Raw genomic sequence first — 19,301 nt, 5'->3', positions numbered from 1 at the left:
TAGACGGCACGATCAGGTGCACAGCCCAGATTCGCATCCGAAGTGCAGGGGCGCTTAGCTGGCGTAGCAAGTTTCTGATTGACCAGGCCTGCGTTTTGCTGCTGCGCTCGGTGTCGTAGCGGCCATGCTTCAGGTCGTATCTGGATGCGCCTGAATCTTACCGGTCAGTATAGTCAACTCCGTGCCTTTGCCGGAGTGCCTTGAATTGGACAATACCCGTGAGCGCTTGATTGATGCCGCGATGAAGCTGTTTCTCTCGCAAGGTTTATACGTGACGGGGGTAACGGCCATTGCCGCGATGGCGGGCGTTACCAAAATGACGCTCTACAGCCATTTCCCCTCCAAGGATGCGCTGATAGTGGCGTGCCTTGAGGAGCGTGACCGACGCTGGCGTGAAGAGGTAGCGCGCACCCTGGCTGGGCATCCTGAGCCGGTCAGTGGCATGCTCGCTTTTTTCGATTTGTATGAACGCTTTCTTTTGAAAGATAGCGAGCGGGGGTGCCTGTTCGTTAACAGTGCGGCTGAATTCCCCCAGTTCAGCCACCCCGTGCATTTGGCAGTGAGCCGGCATAAGCAAGGGATACGCGAAAACCTTGCTGCCTTGGCCATGAGCGCCGGTATAAACGACCCTGACGCAGTTGCCCAAGGGTTGTTTATCTTGCTGGAGGGCAGTTTTGTCAGCGGTGCGATGGGCCAGGACATGCGGGTTTTCGACACTGCCCGGCAAATAGCTCATTGCTGGATCCAACGGCAGGGGCACAGCGTATGACCCTGGGCTTGTTAGCGGCCATTGCCGCCACTTTTTCCTGGTCGCTGCTCTATATCTTTCCGGGGCTGGTCGGCGACTACAGCCTTTTTGACCTGGCGGTGGTGAGCTATGCCTTTGCCGGGTTAGGTAGCCTGCTGGTGCTGTTCGCTTACCGCAGCGAAGTGCGGCAATTGCGACTGAATGACTGGGCCTGTGCCGCACTGCTGGGCTTCTTGGGATACATTGGCTACTTCTTCCTGATCACCACTGCGGTTTTGGCAGCCGGGCCGGTGATCCCCCCGGTGATGATGGGGTCAGTACCGATCGTGCTCGCGATTGCCGGCAACATGCGCAGCGCCAGCGTGCCTTGGCGCGCCATTGCCGGGCCACTGCTGGTGGCGGCCCTAGGCATCAGCCTGGTCAATCTGAGCGTGTTTGATGCTAGCCGTGCGGCGGTAGTGCTCCCGACCGCGTCGTTACTGCTTGGGCTGTTTGCATCGTTGCTGGCAATCGCATTCTGGACCGGTTTTGGCCTGTTGAATGAAAGTGCGTTGGCTCGGCGCCCAAGCATGTCTCCCATGTTGTGGTCAGCCATGTTGATCTTCATGTGCAGCGTCGAAATGCTGGCGTTCATTCCGGTTGGGCTGCACTTGAAACTGTCTCATTTCGCTAGCCATCCGAGCGGTTTGGCAGGTACTCAGGCGCTGATCGTCTGTGGGCTGATTCAGGGGTTAGGGGCCACCCTTGCAGGTGCCTGGGCATGGTCAATCGCAACGCGGCGTCTTCCGCTGGCGCTGAGCGGGCAATTGATCGCCAGCGGGACCATTTATGCAACTACGATGGGCCTGCTCATAAACCAACGCTGGCCGTCTCCTATGGAAGCGCTTGGTACAGCCTTGTTGTTCGTAGGGGTGGTGTGGGCTATCCACGCCTTTTATCGCAAGCAAACACGCCTCCAGACGCATGGCGAGGCATCCAGGGTACGTATCTGATCCCCGGCCCGGTTGCCCGGCCATGCGCCTGGGCCGGCCAAGTTGGCTACGCCCGCTACCCATGGCCCAGCCGTCTACTTCAGCGGCACGTAGATGTCCGTTTGCCATTGCTCCAGTGGTGTTTCCGGATAGACGCTCAGGTAATGAAAGAACAACGGATGATCACGCAGTTCTTCGTTGCTCGATGGCAGCCAGTCACGATAAAGCGGGTAGATGGTTTCGCCAATGTAGTCAGGCGAGCCGGTATGTCGAATCACGGCACAACGCCCTGCCGGTATAACCCGTTCATGCACGCCGAAATCGTTGGGCTGCACCGCCTCGTCTATCTCGCCGCACACGGCAAAGCGAAAGGCGTGGGCCGGGGTGGTGTCGGGGTTGTCGTAGGGGATACCGAAAGTACGGCTGCTGGTCACAGGCGACTGGCCGCTTTGCATGCGCCATTGGCGAAAACGCACGACGCTTTCGCTGACCAGACCGGGCGGCCCCTGGTGTTCGAGCGCGGCCACGCGGGTTTGGGCGAAATGCACGATACGGATCTGCATGGTGATACTCCTGGAACGGTGAGGAACATTGAATACCGCACTCCAGGCCTGCCAGTTCGGCGCCTTGGCGAACGCGCTCGGCGCCATGCCGAAGGCGCGCCTGAACGCTCTGGCAAAGGCTTCGGGGCTTTCGAACCCGGCGCCGAATGCGGCCTCCAGTATGGGCGTCGCGGGCGAGGCGACCAGTTGATGTGCTGCGCGTCGAAGTCTCATCAGTTGCACATACCGTGAAACCGGAACGCCCATGTAGGCCGTGAACTGCCGATGGAAGTGAAACGTCGAGAAGTTGGCGATGCGGCTCAAGGCATTCACCGACAGGTCACCTTCGAGGTGGCTGTCGATGTAGGCAAGCACGGTTTCGAACCGTTTCATGTAGCTCGGGTTGTGCTGTGAGTCAGTCAACGAACGGAATCTCTGGAAGGTGCGGTAAGCGCTAGCATCCGTTGTTCAGGCACTGAGGTGCCTAGCCGTGATTGCTCTATTGGTCCTGCGCTGGGTGATCAGTCAGGGTTGCAGGGAGAGTACCAAGGGGCAGCGGCGTCGACGTGAACATGTTTCTGCTTCCTGGGCAGGAACGGCGTATCAAGCGTTCCCAGCGCTATCGAAATCCAGTCGGCAAACTCACCCTGGGCGCGTGACCAGAACAAGGTCGAGCCGCACTCCGTGCAGAACTCGCGCGTAACCGTCGGTGATGAAGAGAAGGCCTTGATGCTGGCAGCGCCGCGCAGTATTCGCAGCATACCGCGCGGAATGCTGCCGTACGAAGCGAATGCGGCGCCGTGACTTTTGCGGCACCGGCTGCAGTGGCAGTGGCTCACTGCCTTGGGTGGGGTGAGTAGCAGGTAAGAGACTGCTGCGCACAAGCAGCTTCCTTGGTATGTCTCTGTCATTGGCGCTTCCGTGCAGGTGGGAAAGCGCCAGCGTAAACGCCTTGGCCTGCTCAGTCGACTGGTCTGCGGGCCGACAGACAATCAAACGCTACGTGTCACGCCGCCATCGACCTTGATGTTCTGCCCGGTGATGTAGGCAGCGCCTTCGCTGGCGAGAAACGCGATGGTGGCGGCAATTTCTTCGCGGGTGCCATAGCGTTTGAGCGGCACGCTGTCGCGGCGCTGTTCGGTGGCTGGCAGGCTGTCGATCCAGCCGGGGAGGACGTTGTTGATCCTCACGTTGTCCCCCGCGAATTGGTCGGCGAAGATTTTGGTGAATGCGGCCAGGCCCGAGCGGAACACTGCAGACGTCGGGAACAGCTCAATCGGCTCGAACGCCCAGGCGGTGGAAATGTTGATGATCACGCCCCCTTTCTGGCGCTGCATGTAGGGCGTTACCAGGCGCGTCGGGCGGATGACATTGAGCAGATAGGTGTCCATGCCCTTGTGCCAGTCTTCGTCGCTGATTTCCAGGATTGGCGCGCGCGGACCATGGCCGGCGCTATTGACTAGCACGTCGATGCGCCCCCACTTTTCCACCACGGCATCGACCAGGCGTTTTAGGTCCTCAACCGACTGGTTGCTACCTGTTACACCCACACCGCCAAGCTCGGCAGCCAGTGCTTCGCCCTTGCCCGAGGAGGAAAGGATGCCAACCTTGAACCCGTCAGCGGCCAGGCGCTGTGCCGCTGCCGCGCCCATGCCACTGCCACCTGCTGTGATGATCGCAACTTTTTCTACTGACATGCTGCCTCCGTAACGCGAATGGATGATTGCCTGGAAGCACTAAAATTAGCAGTAGAAGTGGCGGCGAGGGAGACAGTTAAACTTTACTGATGCAGTAGATTAACTATTGCCGGTTTGTTGCTTGAACCAGCGCCGGACAATGCCTAGCGACTCCGGCTGCTGCATCTTTCGTGGCCACACAAGATAGAACGCCTTATCGAGCCTGAGCTGCTGAGCGAAGACCTGGGTCAACCTGCCCGTGACGATGTCATCACTGACGAACGCCAGGCTTGCCAAAGCAATACCCTGACCACTGATGGCCGCATCGATGGCCAATGAGGTCTGATTGAACCGCAGGTTTTTGGCAGTCGCTTGCCCGTGCTGCGGGAACAGTTGTGCGAGGTACCGAGGCCAGAAATCATGGGCATCGTGAAGCAGGGTGAACGCTTGAAGCTGCTCGAAGCTGGCGGGGGCTTTGCCGGCTTCGAACAACGTTGGGCTGCCCACGGCGACGATACGCTCGTCCATCAACAGTTCGCTGTTCAAACCCGCACCGAAGTCGGGCTTGCCATAGCGGACTGCGATATCCACGCCGTCAGTATTGAAGTGGGACAGCCGATCGGTGGCCAGTACACGTAAATCGATGTCCGGATGGCTTTGCGCAAAGTTGCCCAGCCGGGGAATGAGCCATTTGGAGGCAAAGGTCGGTGTCACGCTGACCGTCAGGTGAGACGCTTGTGGCCGCAGCAGGCGGGTTGCCTCATCGATCATCGCCAAGGCACTGCGAATGCTGCCGCTGTAGCCCAGGCCCGCATCGGTCAGTGTCAGGCCCCGGGGCAGGCGCTCGAACAAACGAAGGTCCAGGCTCGCTTCCAGCCCGCGTATCTGTTGTGCCACTGCCGCCTGGGTCACCCCCAGTTCTTCGGCGGCCAGGCGGAAGTTGAGGTGGCGGGCAACCACTTCGAACACACGTAGCGCATTGAGCGAGGGCAAATCAGGGAAACCGTTTGGCATGGCGATGGACGTGGTCGGGCTGGAGGATTAAACCACGAGGCTACTCGCCGAGCGCCTGTAAAGAAACCCGCGCCACCGCAGCCAATCCGCCACGCTGCGCAGCAATCCCTCTGTTGGCGGCTGCACATCTCCATCGTTTGGCTTGACTCGTGAAAATTTTCATGTAAATTTTCATGAAAAATAAGTCTAAAAATTTCACGGCAGTCCGAAACGATGAAGATGCACGAAGAGGTTGAAGCCCTCGCGATCCTTATTCACGACCTGCGCAAATTCAAGAACCTGACCTTGGGTGAACTGGCCGGGCGCATCAACCGTTCGGTGGGTTTTCTCTCCCAGGTCGAGCGCGGCGTTTCGCGCCCGACCGTGGCAGACCTCACCGCTATCAGCGAAGCGCTCGGCGTATCAACCGCGTACTTCTACAACCTGAGCAAGCCCCGCAGCATTGGCTGGGTCACGCGCCCTAACGAGCGGCGCACGCTGTACCTGGAATCGGGCATCACCGACGTGCTGGCTTCGCCGACCATCACAGGCGCCTTCGCCATGCTCGACAGCCATCTCGAGCCGGGCGCCACCAGTGGGGAAGCGTACTTGAGCGACCGTTCCGAGCAGGGCTGTTTCGTGCTCGAGGGCGAACTCACGGTGTGGCTGGACCAGGGCGATGCCGTGACCCTGCAGGCCAACGACTGCTTCCAGCTGCAACCCCATGCGCCGTTCCGTTACGCCAACCTGACGGACAAAGCCACCCGTGTGCTCTGGGTCTTCAATTGAATTCGTTCACCTCACAAGGATAAGAAGATGAGTGTCATCTTTCCGGATCTGCTGGCTGAAGTGCGCTCGTTCCGAGCAGAACACCCGGCAATTCGCTATGTCGACCTGATTGCCCTGGACATTCCCGGGCACTTCTACGGCAAGCGCTACCCCATGGACATGCTGGAAAAAGTCGCAGCCGGTGCGCCACTGAAGCTGCCGCAGAACTGCGTGCTGCTGGGTACCCAGGGCGGCCTTTACCCGATTGGGGACTATTGCTTCGCCGATGGCGACCCGGATGCCGCCCGGCGCCTGGTGCCGGGTACGCTGAAGCCGGTGCGCTGGGAAAAGGAAGTGATCGCCCAGATGCTGATCACGTCCGACGGCACCGCAAAGCCGATCGAGTTCGAGCCCCGTGAAGTGCTGGCGCGTGTGCTTCAGCGTCTGGCCAAACGTGGCATCCGCCCGGTGGTGGCATTCGAACTGGAGTTCTACCTGTTCGACCGCAAGCTTGATAACGGCCTGCCACAGTATCCACGCGACACGGCAACCGGGGATGAAGACGATCAGCCGAACATGCACATCGAGCGGCTGTCGCGCTTCTCGTCGGTCCTGCACGAGATGGTCGACGGCGCCAACGAGCAGGGCGTGCCGGCGAACGTCATCACCGCAGAGCTGGGCCCAGGCCAGTTCGAGATCAACTTCTCGCACAGCGACGATGCCCTCAGTGCGGCGGACTGGTCGGCACTGTTCTGCCGCAGTACCCGCGGTATCGCGATGAAGCACGGTTACCGTGCCAGCTTCATGAGCAAGCCCTACCTGGACGCGCCAGGCAGCGGCATGCATGTGCACGTCAGCCTGTACGACGCTGCCGGCAATAACCTCCTGGCGGGAAGTGAACAGCGCAAGCTGCGCCATGCGGTGGCAGGCTGCCTGGAACTGCTGCCGCACTGCATGCCGATCTTTGCCCCCAACCACAATGCATACCGACGTTATGGCGCCATGGTCAACGCGGCGAGCAAGGCCAGCTGGGGGTTCGAAGACCGTGACGCGTGCATCCGCATCCCCGAGTCCGACCCGCGCAACCTGCGCATCGAGCACCGTCTAGCTGGCGCCGACGCCAACCCGTATCTGGTACTGGCGGCCATTTTGACCGGGATGGAGCATGGCCTGGACCGCGGCGTGGAGCCCATCGCCCCGCTGAACGACAACCGCCAGAGCGGCATCGACTTCCCCAAGGATGCCCTCAGCGCCTTGGCCGCCATGCGTCACCACCCAGTGGTCAACGAAGGCCTGGGCAGCGAGTTCGTGATGGTCTATTGCGAAAACAAATACCAGGAGCAGCTGGACTTCATGCACCACATCGATGCCCGCGAATACCGCTGGTTCCTGTAGGTGCAGCGACGCTGCACGCTCCCTTTCTACCGTTTCAATACAACGCGCAATATGGATTTGCCGGAGGAAGATATGCCACGTGTGCCCGTGATTGGCATTACCGCATGCACCAGCATGATTGGGCTGCATGCAACCCAGACCATCAGCGAAAAGTACGCGCGCGCGGCAGCCAAGGCAGCGTGTGGGCTGCCCATCGTCATTCCCAGCCTCGGTGAGCTGATGGACAGCGCCGATATTCTCGATGTGGTGGATGGGCTGATCTTCACCGGTTCGCCGTCCAACATCGAGCCGCACCACTACAACGGCCCGGCCAGTGCTGCGGGCACCCATCACGACCCTCTGCGCGATGCCACCACGTTGCCGCTGATGCGCGCGGCCATCGCCGCCGGCGTACCGATACTCGGCATTTGCCGTGGCTTCCAGGAAATGAACGTGGCGCTGGGTGGCACCCTGCACCAGAAGGTCCACGAGACCGGCATGTTCATGGACCACCGCGAAGGCAAGGATGAGCCCCTCGACAAGCAATATGGGCCGCGCCACACGCTTCATGTAGAGCCTGGCGGCATGCTCGACCGCATGGGCTTGCCGGCGATATTCGACGTCAATTCCATCCACGGCCAAGGCATCGACGTATTGGCCCCCGGGCTGAGGGTGGAAGCGCTGGCGCCCGATGGCCTGGTGGAAGCGGTTTCGGTCGAAAACAGCAAGGGTTTTGCCCTGGCCGTGCAATGGCACCCCGAGTTCCAGGTCATGGATAACCCACATTACCTGGCCATCTTCCAGTCCTTTGGCAAGGCCTGCCGGCATCGCTCGGTCCTGCGTCAGAGGCTGTTGCTGTCTGCCTGAGCAGCGACCTTTCCCACCTGTAAAAAGTACCCTCGCAGCATGGCTGCGAAACTTGATGGAGTGAAGTCAATGAGTGAACAGAATTCGCAGACCCTTGCCTGGCAAACCATGAGCCGCGACCATCACCTGGCCCCGTTCAGTGATGTCAGGCAACTGGCCGAGAAAGGCCCGCGCATCATCACCTCGGCCAAGGGCGTGTACCTGTGGGACAGCGAGGGCAACAAGATTCTCGATGGCATGGCCGGCCTGTGGTGCGTGGCAGTCGGGTATGGCCGCGATGAGCTGGCCGAGGTCGCCAGCCAGCAGATGAAGCAGCTGCCTTACTACAACCTGTTCTTCCAGACCGCGCACCCGCCTGCGCTGGAGCTGGCCAAGGCCATCGCCGAGGTGGCCCCGCAAGGCATGAACCACGTGTTCTTCACTGGCTCCGGCTCCGAAGGCAACGACACCGTGGTGCGCATGGTCCGCCATTACTGGGCGCTGAAGGGCCAGAAGAACAAGAAGGTCATTATTGGCCGTATCAACGGCTACCACGGCTCTACCGTGGCGGGCGCAGCGTTGGGTGGCATGAGTGGCATGCACCAGCAGGGCGGGGTGATCCCGGATGTCGTGCACATCCCGCAGCCATACTGGTTCGGCGAAGGCGGCGACATGACCGAGGCCGACTTCGGCGTGTGGGCGGCCGAGCAATTGGAGAAGAAGATCCTCGAAATTGGCGTGGACAACGTTGCCGCTTTCATCGCCGAGCCGATCCAGGGCGCTGGTGGCGTGATCATTCCGCCGCAGACGTACTGGCCGAAGATCAAGGAAATCCTGGCCAGGTACGACATCCTCTTCGTCGCCGACGAAGTGATCTGCGGGTTCGGCCGTACCGGTGAGTGGTTCGGCACCGATTACTACGACCTCAAGCCTGACCTGATGACCATCGCCAAGGGCCTGACCTCCGGCTACATCCCCATGGGTGGGGTGATCGTGCGTGACGAGGTGGCCAAGGTCATCAGCGAAGGCGGCGACTTCAACCACGGTTTTACCTATTCCGGCCACCCGGTGGCGGCAGCGGTGGGCCTGGAGAACCTGCGGATCCTGCGCGACGAGCAGATCATCCAGCAGGTGCACGATAAAACCGCGCCTTATCTGCAGCAACGCCTGCGCGAACTGGCCGACCACCCGCTGGTAGGCGAAGTGCGCGGCCTGGGTATGCTCGGAGCGATCGAGTTGGTGAAAGACAAGGCCACCCGGGCCCGTCATGAAGGCAAAGGTGTCGGCATGATCTGTCGCCAGTACTGCTTCGACAACGGCCTGATCATGCGCGCGGTGGGCGACACCATGATCATCGCGCCACCGCTGGTGATCAGTGTCGAAGAGATCGACGAGCTGGTGGAGAAAGCCCGCAAGTGCCTGGACCTGACCTATGAGGCTGTTCGGTAAGGGCAGAACGCTTGGTTAGCTGTTCTCAGCACCTGTGAGATCGAGCGCCGCCCGCGCGGTGCTCGATCGGTGCCTCAATCGTACATCTCGCCTCCGGCACCTCCCGCAAAGCATTTTGCTTTGTGAAATGAATCCTGTACTTTTCCGGGCATCCATTTCCCGTCTGAAAGTCGCGATTCAACCATGAAAGTGCACGAAGAAATCGAAGGCCTGGCAGTACTGATTCGCGACCTGCGCAAGTTCAAGGGCCTGACACTGGGCGAGCTTGCACAGCGCATCGGCCGTTCGGTGGGTTTTCTGTCCCAGGTCGAACGCGGCGTATCACGCCCGACCGTGGCCGACCTCACAGCCATCAGCGAAGAGCTCGGTGTTTCGACAGCCTACTTCTACAAGCTGGACAAACCCCGCGAGCTCGACTGGGTCACCCGCCCGCACGAGCGTCGCACGCTGCACCTGGCGGGTGGCATCACCGATGTGCTGGCATCGCCCTCGATAACGGGCGCGTTCTCCATGCTCGATAGCCATTTGCAGCCGGGGGCCAGCAGTGGCGAGGAGTACCTGGACGACAGCTCGGAGCAGGGCTGCTTCGTGCTCGAAGGCGAACTGACCGTGTGGTTGGGCGATGCTGAGCCGGTCACGCTGCACGCCAATGACAGTTTTCAGCTGCAACCTCACGCCCGTTTTCGTTACGCCAACCTGACCGACAAGCCCACACGCGTGCTTTGGGTGTTCAGCTGAAGGCCGTCGTACAGGCATGTGCGTTGTGCCTCGGCTAGCCGGGAAAGTTGGCCTGCAAGCAATGTGCTGGCTGCATGGGGTATCCTTGCACCACGCAATCAACTTCGAAGCAGTGAATGAACAATGGGTTTTGAACAACTAGCTGAGCTACGAGACCGCCTGCGGGCGGAAAAAGGGCAGGTAAAGGCCGATAGCGCGAAACCGCCCAAGCGCAAGTCGCCCCCGCAGGCGAAGCCGCGCGAGATGGACCCGGCGGTGGCAGCGATCTGGCCACTGCAGAAGCATTTTCCCTTGGCTTTCCCGGTCAACCCGGCCCCCAAGGTGCCGCTCAAGGAGGGCATTTTCAAGGATGCCGAGCAACACCTGGAGCTGCTTGGGCTGACCCGCGAACAGCTCAAACTGGGCATTTCGACCTGGTGCCGTGGCGCTCGATACTGGGCGAGCATGGTGGAGAATGCACCGCGCCTTGACCTCAACGGTCAGGCTGCAGGTACCGTGACCGCCGCTCAGGCGCTGCATGCCAAGCAGCAAGCTGCGCGGCAACGCAGCCAGGACCGACGCAATCGTGCGAAGTCAAAGGCCCAGGCCCAGGCCCAGGCTCCGGCCCCCGCCGCCGACACCGAGGCGGTGCAGTCTACCGACTGAATTCAGTCGCGCTTTGCCCCCTGGCCATGCCGGATGGCAGCCCATTGCCGGGGCTGCCGTCTGGCTGGCCCGGCAGTGGGCCAGGTCCGGTTTCGAGGGCCTAGTGCATGCAACGATGGTTTCAAGACCCACCTGATCGGCAAGCCGCGGCAGATGATGCCGGGGCGCAAACACGTGCGTCGGTTTCAGAATGCGCCTGGTCGCTCGTATGCAACCCCTCGGCGCTACAAGTGCCATGCTAGCAGGATGCCCAAGGATCAGTGCGCGCAGACGTGCGGCCGTGGGCGAGGAGGCCGCCAGTCCCACGCAACTGTGACGTGGACGGTGCGCCGCAGCAGAACACGCCGGAAACCTGCCCTTTCAAAAACTCAGGCAGGGTCCGTGATGCCGAGGTCCGCTGTATGCCTGATGAATTGCTCCACCTGCCTGTGATCCAGCGCATTCTGGACCGCGACAAGGACACCCCAGGTGCCCTGTTGCCGATCCTGCATGCCGTACAGCACGAGATTGGTTACATCCCTGATGCCTCGGTCCCCGAGATCGCCCATGCACTCAACCTCAGCCTGGCTGAAGTGCGTGGGGTTATCAGTTTCTATCATGACTTCCGCACCGCGCCGCCCGCTCGCCACACCCTGCGCCTGTGCCTTGCCGAGTCGTGCCAGAGCCGTGGCGCCGAAGCCCTGGCCGCGCAATTGCGTGAACAGTTGGCACTGGACGACCATGGTACCAGCGCCGACGGGGCCATCAGCCTGCGCCCGGTGTATTGCCTGGGTGCCTGTGCCTGCTCGCCAGCGCTGGAGCTGGACGGCCAAGTGCACGCGCGCCTCACCCCTGAGCGCCTGCGGGACTTGGTCAACGGTTGCCAGGAGGACTCAGCATGCTGAAGCTGTATATTCCCTGTGATTCGGTTGCCCGCGCCGTGGGTGCCGACCAGGTTGCCGAGGCCCTGCTGCGCGAGGCCGAGCGCCGCCAGTTGCCGCTGGACATCCAGCGCACCAGCTCGCGCGGGCTTTACTGGCTTGAGCCGCTGATCGAGTGCGACAGTGCGCAAGGGCGCCTGGGTTTCGGTCCGGTTACGCCACACGATGCGCCGTCATTGCTTGATGCCCTGGCGGGCGAACCCGGTGGCCACTCGTTGGCATTGGGGCCGGTCGAAGAAATACCCTATCTCAAGACCCAGCAACGCCTGCTGTTCGCTCGCGCTGGCATCACCCGGCCACTGTCGCTGGACGACTATCGTGCCAACGGCGGGTTCGCGGGCCTCGAGGCCGCCGTGGCGCTGGACGGTGCCGAAGTGGTTGCCGCAGTACTCGATTCCGGGCTGCGTGGCCGTGGTGGTGCGGCGTTCCCGGCCGGCATCAAGTGGCGCACCGTGCGAGACGCTGGTGCCGGGCAGAAGTACGTGGTGTGCAACGCCGACGAGGGTGACTCGGGCACGTTCGCTGATCGCATGCTGATGGAGGGCGACCCCTTCCTGCTGATCGAGGGCATGATCATTGCCGGCCTCGCCGTAGGTGCCGACAAGGGCTACATCTATGTGCGCTCGGAGTATCCCGACGCCATCCGGGTACTTGACCAGGCCTTCGCCATCGCGCGTGAAGCTGGCTACCTGGGGGCTGACGTCGCCGGCAGCGGCCAGGCGTTCGACCTGGAAGTGCGGGTGGGCGCCGGCGCCTATATTTGCGGCGAAGAAACCGCGCTGCTCGAATCCATCGAAGGCAAGCGTGGCATCGTCCGCGCCAAGCCACCGCTGCCTGCGCTGCAAGGGCTGTTCGGCCTGCCGACGCTGGTGCACAACGTGCTTACCCTGGCGTCGGTGCCCATCATTCTGGCCAAGGGTGCAGCGTTCTATCGCGATTTCGGCATGGGCCGCTCGCTGGGCACCATGCCGTTCCAGCTGGCCGGCAACATCCGCCAGGGTGGTCTGGTAGAGCGCGCGTTCGGCCTGACCCTGCGCGAGCTGGTGGAAGGCTATGGCGGTGGCACAGCCAGTGGCCGGCCGCTGAAGGCCGCGCAGGTCGGTGGCCCGCTTGGTGCCTGGGTACCCCCCAGCCATTTCGATACCCCATTGGACTATGAAGCGTTTGCCGCCGTGGGCGCGATGCTCGGCCACGGCGGTGTCGTGGTGGCCGACGATACGCTGAACATGGCCAGCATGGCGCGTTTCGCCCTGCAGTTCTGTGCCGAAGAGTCCTGCGGCAAGTGCACCCCGTGCCGCATCGGCTCCACCCGGGGCATGGAAGTGGTCGACCGGCTGATCGCCACCAGCGACATCACCGAGCGTCACGACCAGGCGCTGTTGCTGCGTGACCTGTGCGACACCCTGCAGTACGGCTCGCTGTGCGCCATGGGCGGTATGACTGCCTATCCGGTGGCCAGCGCGCTCAAGTACTTCCCCGCCGATTTTGGGCTGACCACTACGGAGGCCGCACAGTGATCAATTTCTTCGACCCCGCTTCTGATAAAAGCAGCGACCTCGGCACACCGGCCCGCGAAAGCGAAGTGCAGGTCAGCCTGAGCATCGATGGCCGTGCCATCAGCGTGCCTGCTGGCACCTCGGTCATGCGCGCCGCCGCCATGCTGGGCACCAGTATCCCCAAACTGTGCGCCACCGACAGCCTCGAAGCCTTCGGCTCCTGCCGCATGTGCATGGTGGAAATCGAAGGCATGCGCGGCTACCCGGCATCCTGCACCACGCCAGTCAGTGAAGGCATGGTGGTGCGCACCGAAACCCCGCGCCTGGCCGGCCTGCGTCGCAACGTGATGGAGCTGTACATTTCCGACCACCCGCTGGACTGCCTGACCTGTTCGGCCAACGGCAACTGCGAGCTGCAGACCGTGGCCGGCCAGGTGGGCCTGCGTGAGGTGCGCTACGGCTATGACGGCGCCAACCACCTGGACGAGAAAAAAGACGTTTCCAACCCGTATTTCGACTACGAGCCAAGCAAGTGCATCGTCTGCAGCCGCTGTGTGCGCGCCTGCGAAGACATCCAGGGTACGTTTGCCCTGACCATCACCGGGCGTGGTTTCGAATCGCGGGTGGCGGCAGCGGGGGGCGAAAACTTCCTTGCGTCCGAATGCGTGTCGTGCGGCGCCTGCGTGCAGGCCTGTCCAACCGCGACCCTGACGGAAAAGAGCCTGGTGCAGCTTGGCCAGCCTGAGCGTTCGGTCATTACCACCTGCGCCTACTGCGGCGTTGGCTGCTCGTTCCGCGCCGAAATCAAGGGTGACCAGCTGGTGCGCATGGTCCCGGACAAGAACGGTGGCGCCAACCACGGCCATGCCTGCGTCAAGGGCCGCTTTGCCTGGGGCTACGCCACCCACCCGGACCGCATCACCAAACCGATGATCCGCAAGCGCCTGGAAGACCCGTGGCAGGAAGTCAGCTGGGACGAGGCCGTGACCTACGCCGCCAGCGAGTTCCGCCGCATTCAGCTCAAGTACGGGCGCGACTCCATCGGCGGCATCACCTCCAGTCGTTGTACCAACGAAGAAGCCTACCTGGTGCAGAAACTGGTGCGCACGGCGTTTGGCAACAACAACGTCGACACCTGCGCACGGGTGTGTCATTCGCCCACCGGTTATGGCCTGAAGCAGACCCTGGGTGAGTCGGCTGGCACACAAAGCTTCGACTCGGTGATGCAGGCCGACGTTGTGCTGGTGATCGGCGCCAACCCCACTGACGCCCACCCGGTGTTCGGCTCGCAACTCAAGCGCCGCCTGCGTCAGGGGGCGCGGCTGATCGTGATCGACCCACGGCGCATCGACCTGGTCGACTCGCCGCACGCCCGCGCCGACCTGCACCTGCAACTGCGCCCGGGCACCAACGTGGCCATGCTCAACGCCCTGGCCCACGTGATCGTCACCGAGGGCCTGCTGGCCCAGCGCTTCATCGATGCCCGCTGCGAAACCGAAGACTTCGCCCGTTGGCGCGACTTCGTCAGCCTGCCAGAGAACGCCCCCGAGGTGCTCGGCCCGGTTTGTGGCGTGCCTGCTGAGCAGATCCGCGCTGCGGCCAGGCTGTATGCCACCGGCGGCAACGCGGCCATCTACTACGGCCTGGGCGTGACCGAGCACAGCCAAGGCAGTACCGCAGTGATGGGCATTGCCAACCTGGCCATGGCCACCGGCAACATCGGCCGTGAAGGGGTAGGGGTGAACCCGCTGCGAGGGCAGAACAACGTGCAGGGCTCGTGCGACATGGGCTCGTTCCCCCACGAGCTGCCCGGCTACCGGCATGTCTCCAACGAGGGCGTGCGTGCCGAGTTCGAACAGGCCTGGGGCGTGACCTTGCAGCCCGACCCGGGTCTGCGCATTCCCAACATGTTCGAAGCGGCACTGGATGGCAGCTTCAAGGCGCTGTACTGCCAGGGTGAGGACATCGCCCAGAGCGACCCCAACACCCAGCACGTCACGGCGGCCTTGCTCGCCATGGAGTGCGTGGTGGTGCAGGACATCTTCCTCAACGAAACTGCCAAGTTCGCCCATGTGTTCCTGCCGGGCAGTTCGTTCCTGGAAAAGGACGGCACCTTCACCAACGCCGAGCGGCGTATTTCGCGGGTGCGCAAGGTCATGGAGCCGCTGGCCGGCAAGGCCGACTGGGAAGCTACCGTGGCCCTGGCCAACGCCTTGGGCTACCCGATGAACTACCGCCATCCTTCCGAGATCATGGACGAGATCGCCCGCCTGACGCCGACCTTCCGTCGTGTCAGCTACGCTGAAATCGACCGCCACGGCAGCCTGCAGTGGCCGTGCAACGACGCCGCGCCAGACGGCACGCCGACCATGCACATCGACCAGTTCGTGCGTGGCAAGGGCCGTTTCATGCTCACCGGCTACGTGCCCACCGACGAAAAGGTCAACAACCGCTACCCGTTGCTGCTGACCACCGGGCGCATTCTTAGCCAGTACAACGTTGGTGCCCAGACCCGGCGTACCGGCAACGTCGCCTGGCATGACGCCGACCGCCTGGAGATCCACCCGACCGATGCTGAAAGCCGTGGCATCCAAGATGGTGACTGGGTCGGTATCGGCAGCCGCGCCGGGCAGACTGTGCTGCGTGCCAAGGTCAGTGCGCGCGTGGCGCCGGGCGTGGTGTACACCACCTTCCACTTCCCGGAGTCGGGGGCCAACGTGATCACCACCGACAACTCCGACTGGGCCACCAACTGCCCCGAGTACAAGGTGACGGCAGTGGAAGTGGTGAAAGTGTTCCAGCCATCGCAATGGCAAAAGCGCTATCAGGACTTCAGTGATGAACAGCAGCGCCTGCTGAAAGAGCGCCGTACTGCGGAGAAAGCCGAGGTTCGCCGATGAGCAGCGAAAACCTGGTCAAGATGGCCAACCAGATTGCCCATTACTTCGACAGCGAGCCAGACCGGACGCTGGCGGTGCAAGGGGTGCGGCAGCATATGAAGAGCTTCTGGACGCCGGCGATGCTCCGGCAGTTGGCAGAGTGGAACGAGGCTCACGCGGGGGAGGGGCTTGACCCAAAAGTGCGGGAGGCGTTGGTCTAGATTCCCGGGCGCCAACGGAACCTTGGGGGCGGGTTTGCCTGCGAATGTGGCGTTGAAATCAATGACGCATTCGCGGGTGAACCCGTTCCTACAAGGGGCCTGCATGTTGCATACTCAGCCGCGGGCCAGCTCCGCCAGGTGGGCGATGGCTTCCTCGCTCTTGAGCACCAGCACATCGCCCTCCAGCGCATCCAGCACCACTTCCGAGGTATTACCGATCAACGCCCCGGAAATCCCTGTGCGGCACACCGTACCTATCACTGTCACCACTGCATCGAGCTTCTGTTCGGTATGTGGAATCAACACATCCGCCGGCCCTTCGGCCACGTGCAGGCACTCATCGCTGATGCCGTATTCGGCCTGGAACGCCTTGCACGCTTCACGGTAGCGTTTTTCGATCGTATCGCTCAGCTGGTAGGCCGGGTCCGACGCTGACAGCATCGGCGACGGGTGGGCACTGATGACATGCAGTTCTCCCTTGGCCAGTTTGGCAATCTCGAAGCCATGGTCGATGATGCTGGCATGCAGGCGGCGGTGGTCTTCGTCCTGGTTGCCCACGTCCACCGCCGCCAGGATCTTGCCCCCGGTCCACGGCCGCTCGCTCTTGACCATCAGCACGGCACATGGGCATTGGCGCAGCAGCTTCCAGTCGCTGGGGGTGAGCAGGGCTTTTTTCAGTGGGTTGTCCGGACGGTGGTCCTTGATCACCAGTTCACAGCCTTCGGCCTGCTGTACATAGATGATGGTGTCGTGCAGGTTGTCGCGCCAGCCCTCTTCATGGGTGACATTGTCGTAGCCGTCATCATGCAACTGGCTGCTCAGCAGGCTCAGCAGCGCGCTGTGATCATGCCGTTTGTCGCACATCAGCAAATGCAGGCGTGCGCCAGTAATGCCAGCGATCAGCTTGGCCCGCGTAAGCGCGCGGCTGTGGGCGTGCGCGGGGTCGAGGACGACGAGGATGCTGCGGACGGCTTGCATGGGCGTTAACTCCCTTCGATGATGGCGACCAATGCCTGACTATAGTCGGCGCTTCCCCCTCCAGCGCTTGATGTACATCAAGCATAGTCACTGGCATCGCCAGCCGCCGCCGGTATAATCGCCGGCCCTGCCTGTTCTGTGTGGTTGCACGCTTATGTCCCTGATCCCCGAAATCGACGCCTTTCTTGGCTGCCCGACGCCAGACGCCTGGATCGAAGCGGCGCTCGCCGACCAGGAAACCCTGCTGATCGACCACAAGAACTGCGAGTTCAAGGCCGCCAGCACGGCCCTGAGCCTGATAGCCAAGTACAACACTCACCTTGATCTGATCAACATGATGTCGCGCCTGGCCCGCGAGGAGCTGGTGCATCACGAACAGGTGTTACGCCTCATGAAGCGTCGCGGTGTGCCGTTGCGCCCGGTGTCGGCGGGGCGTTATGCGTCGGGGTTGCGCCGGCTGGTGCGCGCCCACGAGCCGGTCAAGCTGGTGGATACGCTGGTGGTGGGGGCGTTCATCGAGGCGCGCAGTTGCGAACGTTTTGCCGCGCTGGTGCCGCATCTGGATGAGGAGCTGAGCCGCTTCTACCACGGGCTGCTGAAAAGCGAGGCGCGCCACTACCAGGGTTATCTGAAACTGGCGCACAACTACGGTGATGAGGCGGACATTGCCCGCCGCGTCGAGCTGGTACGCGCTGCGGAAATGGAGCTGATCCAGTCACCAGACCAGGAGCTGCGCTTTCACAGCGGCATCCCGCAGGCTTTGGCCGCCTGATGTGCACCAGGCGGCGCAGGCTTTAATTGCGCCGGCCCAGTAGCAGGCCCACCACCAGCCCGAGGCCGGCGGAAATGGCGACGGTCTGCCAGGGATGGCCGCCGATGTAGTCCTGAGTGGCGTCCACCACCGGTTGTGCCTTGCTGCGCACGTTGCTGGCCGCCTGGCGTGCCTGGCGCAGCTTCAGGCTTACCTGGGCGCGCAGTGTCTCTGCTTCTTCGCCGACCAGGGCGGCACTGTCGTTCAGCAGTTTTTCCGATTCTTCTATCAGCGATTGCAGTTCGCTGAATACCTGGTCCTTGATCTGATCGCTGTCTGCCAGCGTGGCGTTTTTCCGGGCCATGAACTCGTCCTCGTCAATGGGGGTGTGAACAATGGATGCCACCACATCGGTAAAGTTGCGGCGGCTTTCCGATGATGGGTTGCCTGGGTGTAAGATAGCGGCCATTTTCAAACCTGCAGGTAACTTCATGAGTTTCAATCTGGCCAACATGAGCTTCGAGGAACGGGCGCAGATCGAGGCAGAGAAGGCCCGGCTGTTCGAGATGTGGCAGAACAACCTGGGCAAAGCCAAGGGCGAAGCCGCCCGGCTGATTGCTGAAAAGCCACGGCGCAAGGGCAAATGGGCCGAGTGGGTGCGCGCTGAACTGGACGGCATGACCCCGCCTGAATACGCCAGCATGGTACGCAGCGAAGTCAACAAGCTGATGGCCGCAGCCAGCGCCAACCGCTGAGCGCACCCGCCCGGCGCTTATCAGTAGGTGCCCTTGGGCAGGTCCAGCTTGCCTTCATCGGTAAAACGCACGGTCCCCAGCGGCCCGCCGGCCAGTTTGCCGCGCAGCTTGTAGGGCAGCCCCTGCAGCGAGTCCAGTTTGCCTAGCCCATAGGCCTGGCGCAGGAAGGAAAACGCCGTGATGCTGACCGGCACCACGATCACTGCTTCGTCGTAACGGCCAATGTGCCCCTGCTGGTCGCTGACCCCGGCGGCCAGCGGCTGGCCGTTCACTTCCAGGTTCAAGGCGATGCCGTTGTAATCGATCGGTGCCTCATTGGGGTTCTGCACCCGCATTTTCACCGCCATGCGCAGTTCCAGCTCTTGCCCGGGCAGTGGTTCAATGCCGATCACGCTGATGTTCACCGGGTCACGTGGCTGGAACAGCGCACAGGCCGCCAGGCCACAGGCCAGCAGCAGGACCAGGAACAGACGGGTATAGCGGTACAGACGGGCAGTCATGGGCTGTGACCTTGCCGGAGTGGAGCTGGCAGTGTGGCAAATGCGCGTCGA

The 19,301-nt window shown here is 62.2% G+C and carries 21 protein-coding genes; 14 read left to right on the top strand and 7 right to left on the bottom strand.

Going from position 1 to position 19,301, the window contains the following annotated elements; translation table 11 throughout:
• Positions 1-205: 205 nt before the first annotated feature.
• Entirely contained in the window at positions 206-769 is a 564-nt protein-coding gene (locus QCL51_RS16625) for a TetR/AcrR family transcriptional regulator (protein ID WP_021785389.1), read from the top strand.
• The gene (locus QCL51_RS16620; protein WP_021785388.1) at positions 766-1,740 is read left to right on the top strand and encodes a DMT family transporter; all 975 of its coding nucleotides are present in this window, start codon (positions 766-768) and stop codon (positions 1,738-1,740) included. Before QCL51_RS16625 ends, QCL51_RS16620 begins: the two co-directional genes overlap by 4 nt.
• A gap of 74 nt (positions 1,741-1,814) precedes the next feature.
• Here the strand turns inward: QCL51_RS16620 and QCL51_RS16615 are convergent, their stop codons facing one another.
• The 4 genes from QCL51_RS16615 to QCL51_RS16600 form a co-directional block, all read right to left on the bottom strand.
• On the bottom strand, positions 1,815-2,654 hold the full coding sequence (locus tag QCL51_RS16615; RefSeq protein ID WP_338443769.1) for an AraC family transcriptional regulator: 840 nt from the start codon (positions 2,652-2,654) through the stop codon (positions 1,815-1,817).
• Positions 2,655-2,782: 128 nt separating this feature from the next.
• Complete coding sequence (locus tag QCL51_RS16610) at positions 2,783-3,172, bottom strand: GFA family protein (protein WP_080671174.1); 390 nt, start codon at positions 3,170-3,172, stop codon at positions 2,783-2,785.
• Positions 3,173-3,253: 81 nt separating this feature from the next.
• Positions 3,254-3,958, bottom strand: a complete 705-nt coding sequence (locus QCL51_RS16605; RefSeq protein WP_103444012.1) for an SDR family oxidoreductase — start codon at positions 3,956-3,958, stop codon at positions 3,254-3,256.
• Between the two features lie 99 nt (positions 3,959-4,057).
• On the bottom strand, positions 4,058-4,951 hold the full coding sequence (locus tag QCL51_RS16600; RefSeq protein WP_033738429.1) for a LysR substrate-binding domain-containing protein: 894 nt from the start codon (positions 4,949-4,951) through the stop codon (positions 4,058-4,060).
• A gap of 213 nt (positions 4,952-5,164) precedes the next feature.
• Here QCL51_RS16600 and QCL51_RS16595 point away from each other — a divergent pair, with 213 nt between their 5' ends.
• The 10 genes from QCL51_RS16595 to QCL51_RS16550 all read left to right on the top strand — a co-directional run bounded on the left by QCL51_RS16595 (position 5,165) and on the right by QCL51_RS16550 (position 16,266).
• Positions 5,165-5,719: an XRE family transcriptional regulator gene (locus tag QCL51_RS16595; RefSeq protein ID WP_021785384.1), complete on the top strand. Its 555-nt coding sequence runs from the start codon at positions 5,165-5,167 to the stop codon at positions 5,717-5,719.
• Positions 5,720-5,746: 27 nt separating this feature from the next.
• Complete coding sequence (locus QCL51_RS16590; RefSeq protein WP_021785383.1) at positions 5,747-7,093, top strand: glutamine synthetase family protein; 1,347 nt, start codon at positions 5,747-5,749, stop codon at positions 7,091-7,093.
• 72 nt (positions 7,094-7,165) lie between these two features.
• Positions 7,166-7,939, top strand: coding sequence for a gamma-glutamyl-gamma-aminobutyrate hydrolase family protein (locus QCL51_RS16585; RefSeq protein ID WP_021785382.1), 774 nt, complete (start codon positions 7,166-7,168; stop codon positions 7,937-7,939).
• A 69-nt stretch (positions 7,940-8,008) separates the two neighbouring features.
• Positions 8,009-9,367, top strand: coding sequence for an aspartate aminotransferase family protein (locus QCL51_RS16580; RefSeq protein ID WP_028697580.1), 1,359 nt, complete (start codon positions 8,009-8,011; stop codon positions 9,365-9,367).
• Positions 9,368-9,550: 183 nt separating this feature from the next.
• Positions 9,551-10,105 (top strand): XRE family transcriptional regulator, encoded by a 555-nt coding sequence (locus tag QCL51_RS16575; RefSeq protein WP_010953167.1) that lies wholly within the window; start codon positions 9,551-9,553, stop codon positions 10,103-10,105.
• Positions 10,106-10,228: 123 nt separating this feature from the next.
• On the top strand, positions 10,229-10,750 hold the full coding sequence (locus tag QCL51_RS16570; RefSeq protein ID WP_028697581.1) for a ProQ/FinO family protein: 522 nt from the start codon (positions 10,229-10,231) through the stop codon (positions 10,748-10,750).
• Positions 10,751-11,151: 401 nt separating this feature from the next.
• Entirely contained in the window at positions 11,152-11,634 is a 483-nt protein-coding gene (locus QCL51_RS16565; RefSeq protein WP_028697582.1) for a formate dehydrogenase subunit gamma, read from the top strand.
• Entirely contained in the window at positions 11,628-13,187 is a 1,560-nt protein-coding gene (locus QCL51_RS16560) for a formate dehydrogenase beta subunit (RefSeq protein WP_021785378.1), read from the top strand. The genes QCL51_RS16565 and QCL51_RS16560 overlap by 7 nt, the downstream gene beginning before the upstream one ends.
• Positions 13,184-16,066 (top strand): formate dehydrogenase subunit alpha, encoded by a 2,883-nt coding sequence (gene fdhF / locus QCL51_RS16555; RefSeq protein ID WP_135192763.1) that lies wholly within the window; start codon positions 13,184-13,186, stop codon positions 16,064-16,066. The genes QCL51_RS16560 and fdhF overlap by 4 nt, the downstream gene beginning before the upstream one ends.
• Complete coding sequence (locus tag QCL51_RS16550) at positions 16,063-16,266, top strand: formate dehydrogenase subunit delta (protein ID WP_028697584.1); 204 nt, start codon at positions 16,063-16,065, stop codon at positions 16,264-16,266. Before fdhF ends, QCL51_RS16550 begins: the two co-directional genes overlap by 4 nt.
• 114 nt (positions 16,267-16,380) lie before the next feature.
• On the opposite strand, the gene QCL51_RS16545 is transcribed toward QCL51_RS16550, so the two are convergent.
• Positions 16,381-17,244: a universal stress protein gene (locus QCL51_RS16545; RefSeq protein WP_021785375.1), complete on the bottom strand. Its 864-nt coding sequence runs from the start codon at positions 17,242-17,244 to the stop codon at positions 16,381-16,383.
• Positions 17,245-17,398: 154 nt separating this feature from the next.
• On the opposite strand from QCL51_RS16545, the gene miaE reads away from it, so the two are divergent.
• Positions 17,399-18,016: a tRNA isopentenyl-2-thiomethyl-A-37 hydroxylase MiaE gene (miaE, locus tag QCL51_RS16540; protein ID WP_021785374.1), complete on the top strand. Its 618-nt coding sequence runs from the start codon at positions 17,399-17,401 to the stop codon at positions 18,014-18,016.
• A gap of 22 nt (positions 18,017-18,038) precedes the next feature.
• Here miaE and QCL51_RS16535 read toward each other — a convergent pair whose 3' ends face one another.
• Positions 18,039-18,464, bottom strand: coding sequence for a DUF883 family protein (locus QCL51_RS16535; RefSeq protein WP_021785373.1), 426 nt, complete (start codon positions 18,462-18,464; stop codon positions 18,039-18,041).
• Between the two features lie 22 nt (positions 18,465-18,486).
• Between QCL51_RS16535 and QCL51_RS16530 the strand changes: the two genes are divergently transcribed.
• Positions 18,487-18,750 (top strand): hypothetical protein, encoded by a 264-nt coding sequence (locus QCL51_RS16530; RefSeq protein WP_003248880.1) that lies wholly within the window; start codon positions 18,487-18,489, stop codon positions 18,748-18,750.
• A 20-nt stretch (positions 18,751-18,770) separates the two neighbouring features.
• Here the strand turns inward: QCL51_RS16530 and QCL51_RS16525 are convergent, their stop codons facing one another.
• Positions 18,771-19,250 (bottom strand): LEA type 2 family protein, encoded by a 480-nt coding sequence (locus QCL51_RS16525; protein WP_021785372.1) that lies wholly within the window; start codon positions 19,248-19,250, stop codon positions 18,771-18,773.
• Positions 19,251-19,301 lie beyond the last annotated feature (51 nt).

Origin of the sequence: Pseudomonas sp. LTR0, assembly GCF_036630035.1 — a bacterium.
Classification (GTDB): Bacteria; Pseudomonadota; Gammaproteobacteria; order Pseudomonadales; family Pseudomonadaceae; genus Aquipseudomonas; species Aquipseudomonas putida_Y.
This window is presented reverse-complemented; position numbering and strand designations above follow the sequence as displayed.

What these genes read in the sequence shown, in the direction of transcription:
- QCL51_RS16620 (WP_021785388.1), top strand. Translation starts at nt 766, where the DNA reads ATGACCCTGGGCTTGTTAGCGGCCATTGCCGCCACTTTTTCCTGGTCG.
- QCL51_RS16615 (WP_338443769.1), bottom strand. Translation starts at nt 2,654, where the DNA reads ATGAAACGGTTCGAAACCGTGCTTGCCTACATCGACAGCCACCTCGAA.
- QCL51_RS16610 (WP_080671174.1), bottom strand. Translation starts at nt 3,172, where the DNA reads ATGACAGAGACATACCAAGGAAGCTGCTTGTGCGCAGCAGTCTCTTAC.
- QCL51_RS16605 (WP_103444012.1), bottom strand. Translation starts at nt 3,958, where the DNA reads ATGTCAGTAGAAAAAGTTGCGATCATCACAGCAGGTGGCAGTGGCATG.
- QCL51_RS16600 (WP_033738429.1), bottom strand. Translation starts at nt 4,951, where the DNA reads ATGCCAAACGGTTTCCCTGATTTGCCCTCGCTCAATGCGCTACGTGTG.
- QCL51_RS16595 (WP_021785384.1), top strand. Translation starts at nt 5,165, where the DNA reads ATGAAGATGCACGAAGAGGTTGAAGCCCTCGCGATCCTTATTCACGAC.
- QCL51_RS16590 (WP_021785383.1), top strand. Translation starts at nt 5,747, where the DNA reads ATGAGTGTCATCTTTCCGGATCTGCTGGCTGAAGTGCGCTCGTTCCGA.
- QCL51_RS16585 (WP_021785382.1), top strand. Translation starts at nt 7,166, where the DNA reads ATGCCACGTGTGCCCGTGATTGGCATTACCGCATGCACCAGCATGATT.
- QCL51_RS16580 (WP_028697580.1), top strand. Translation starts at nt 8,009, where the DNA reads ATGAGTGAACAGAATTCGCAGACCCTTGCCTGGCAAACCATGAGCCGC.
- QCL51_RS16575 (WP_010953167.1), top strand. Translation starts at nt 9,551, where the DNA reads ATGAAAGTGCACGAAGAAATCGAAGGCCTGGCAGTACTGATTCGCGAC.
- QCL51_RS16570 (WP_028697581.1), top strand. Translation starts at nt 10,229, where the DNA reads ATGGGTTTTGAACAACTAGCTGAGCTACGAGACCGCCTGCGGGCGGAA.
- QCL51_RS16565 (WP_028697582.1), top strand. Translation starts at nt 11,152, where the DNA reads ATGCCTGATGAATTGCTCCACCTGCCTGTGATCCAGCGCATTCTGGAC.
- QCL51_RS16560 (WP_021785378.1), top strand. Translation starts at nt 11,628, where the DNA reads ATGCTGAAGCTGTATATTCCCTGTGATTCGGTTGCCCGCGCCGTGGGT.
- QCL51_RS16550 (WP_028697584.1), top strand. Translation starts at nt 16,063, where the DNA reads ATGAGCAGCGAAAACCTGGTCAAGATGGCCAACCAGATTGCCCATTAC.
- QCL51_RS16545 (WP_021785375.1), bottom strand. Translation starts at nt 17,244, where the DNA reads ATGCAAGCCGTCCGCAGCATCCTCGTCGTCCTCGACCCCGCGCACGCC.
- miaE (WP_021785374.1), top strand. Translation starts at nt 17,399, where the DNA reads ATGTCCCTGATCCCCGAAATCGACGCCTTTCTTGGCTGCCCGACGCCA.
- QCL51_RS16535 (WP_021785373.1), bottom strand. Translation starts at nt 18,464, where the DNA reads ATGGCCGCTATCTTACACCCAGGCAACCCATCATCGGAAAGCCGCCGC.
- QCL51_RS16530 (WP_003248880.1), top strand. Translation starts at nt 18,487, where the DNA reads ATGAGTTTCAATCTGGCCAACATGAGCTTCGAGGAACGGGCGCAGATC.
- QCL51_RS16525 (WP_021785372.1), bottom strand. Translation starts at nt 19,250, where the DNA reads ATGACTGCCCGTCTGTACCGCTATACCCGTCTGTTCCTGGTCCTGCTG.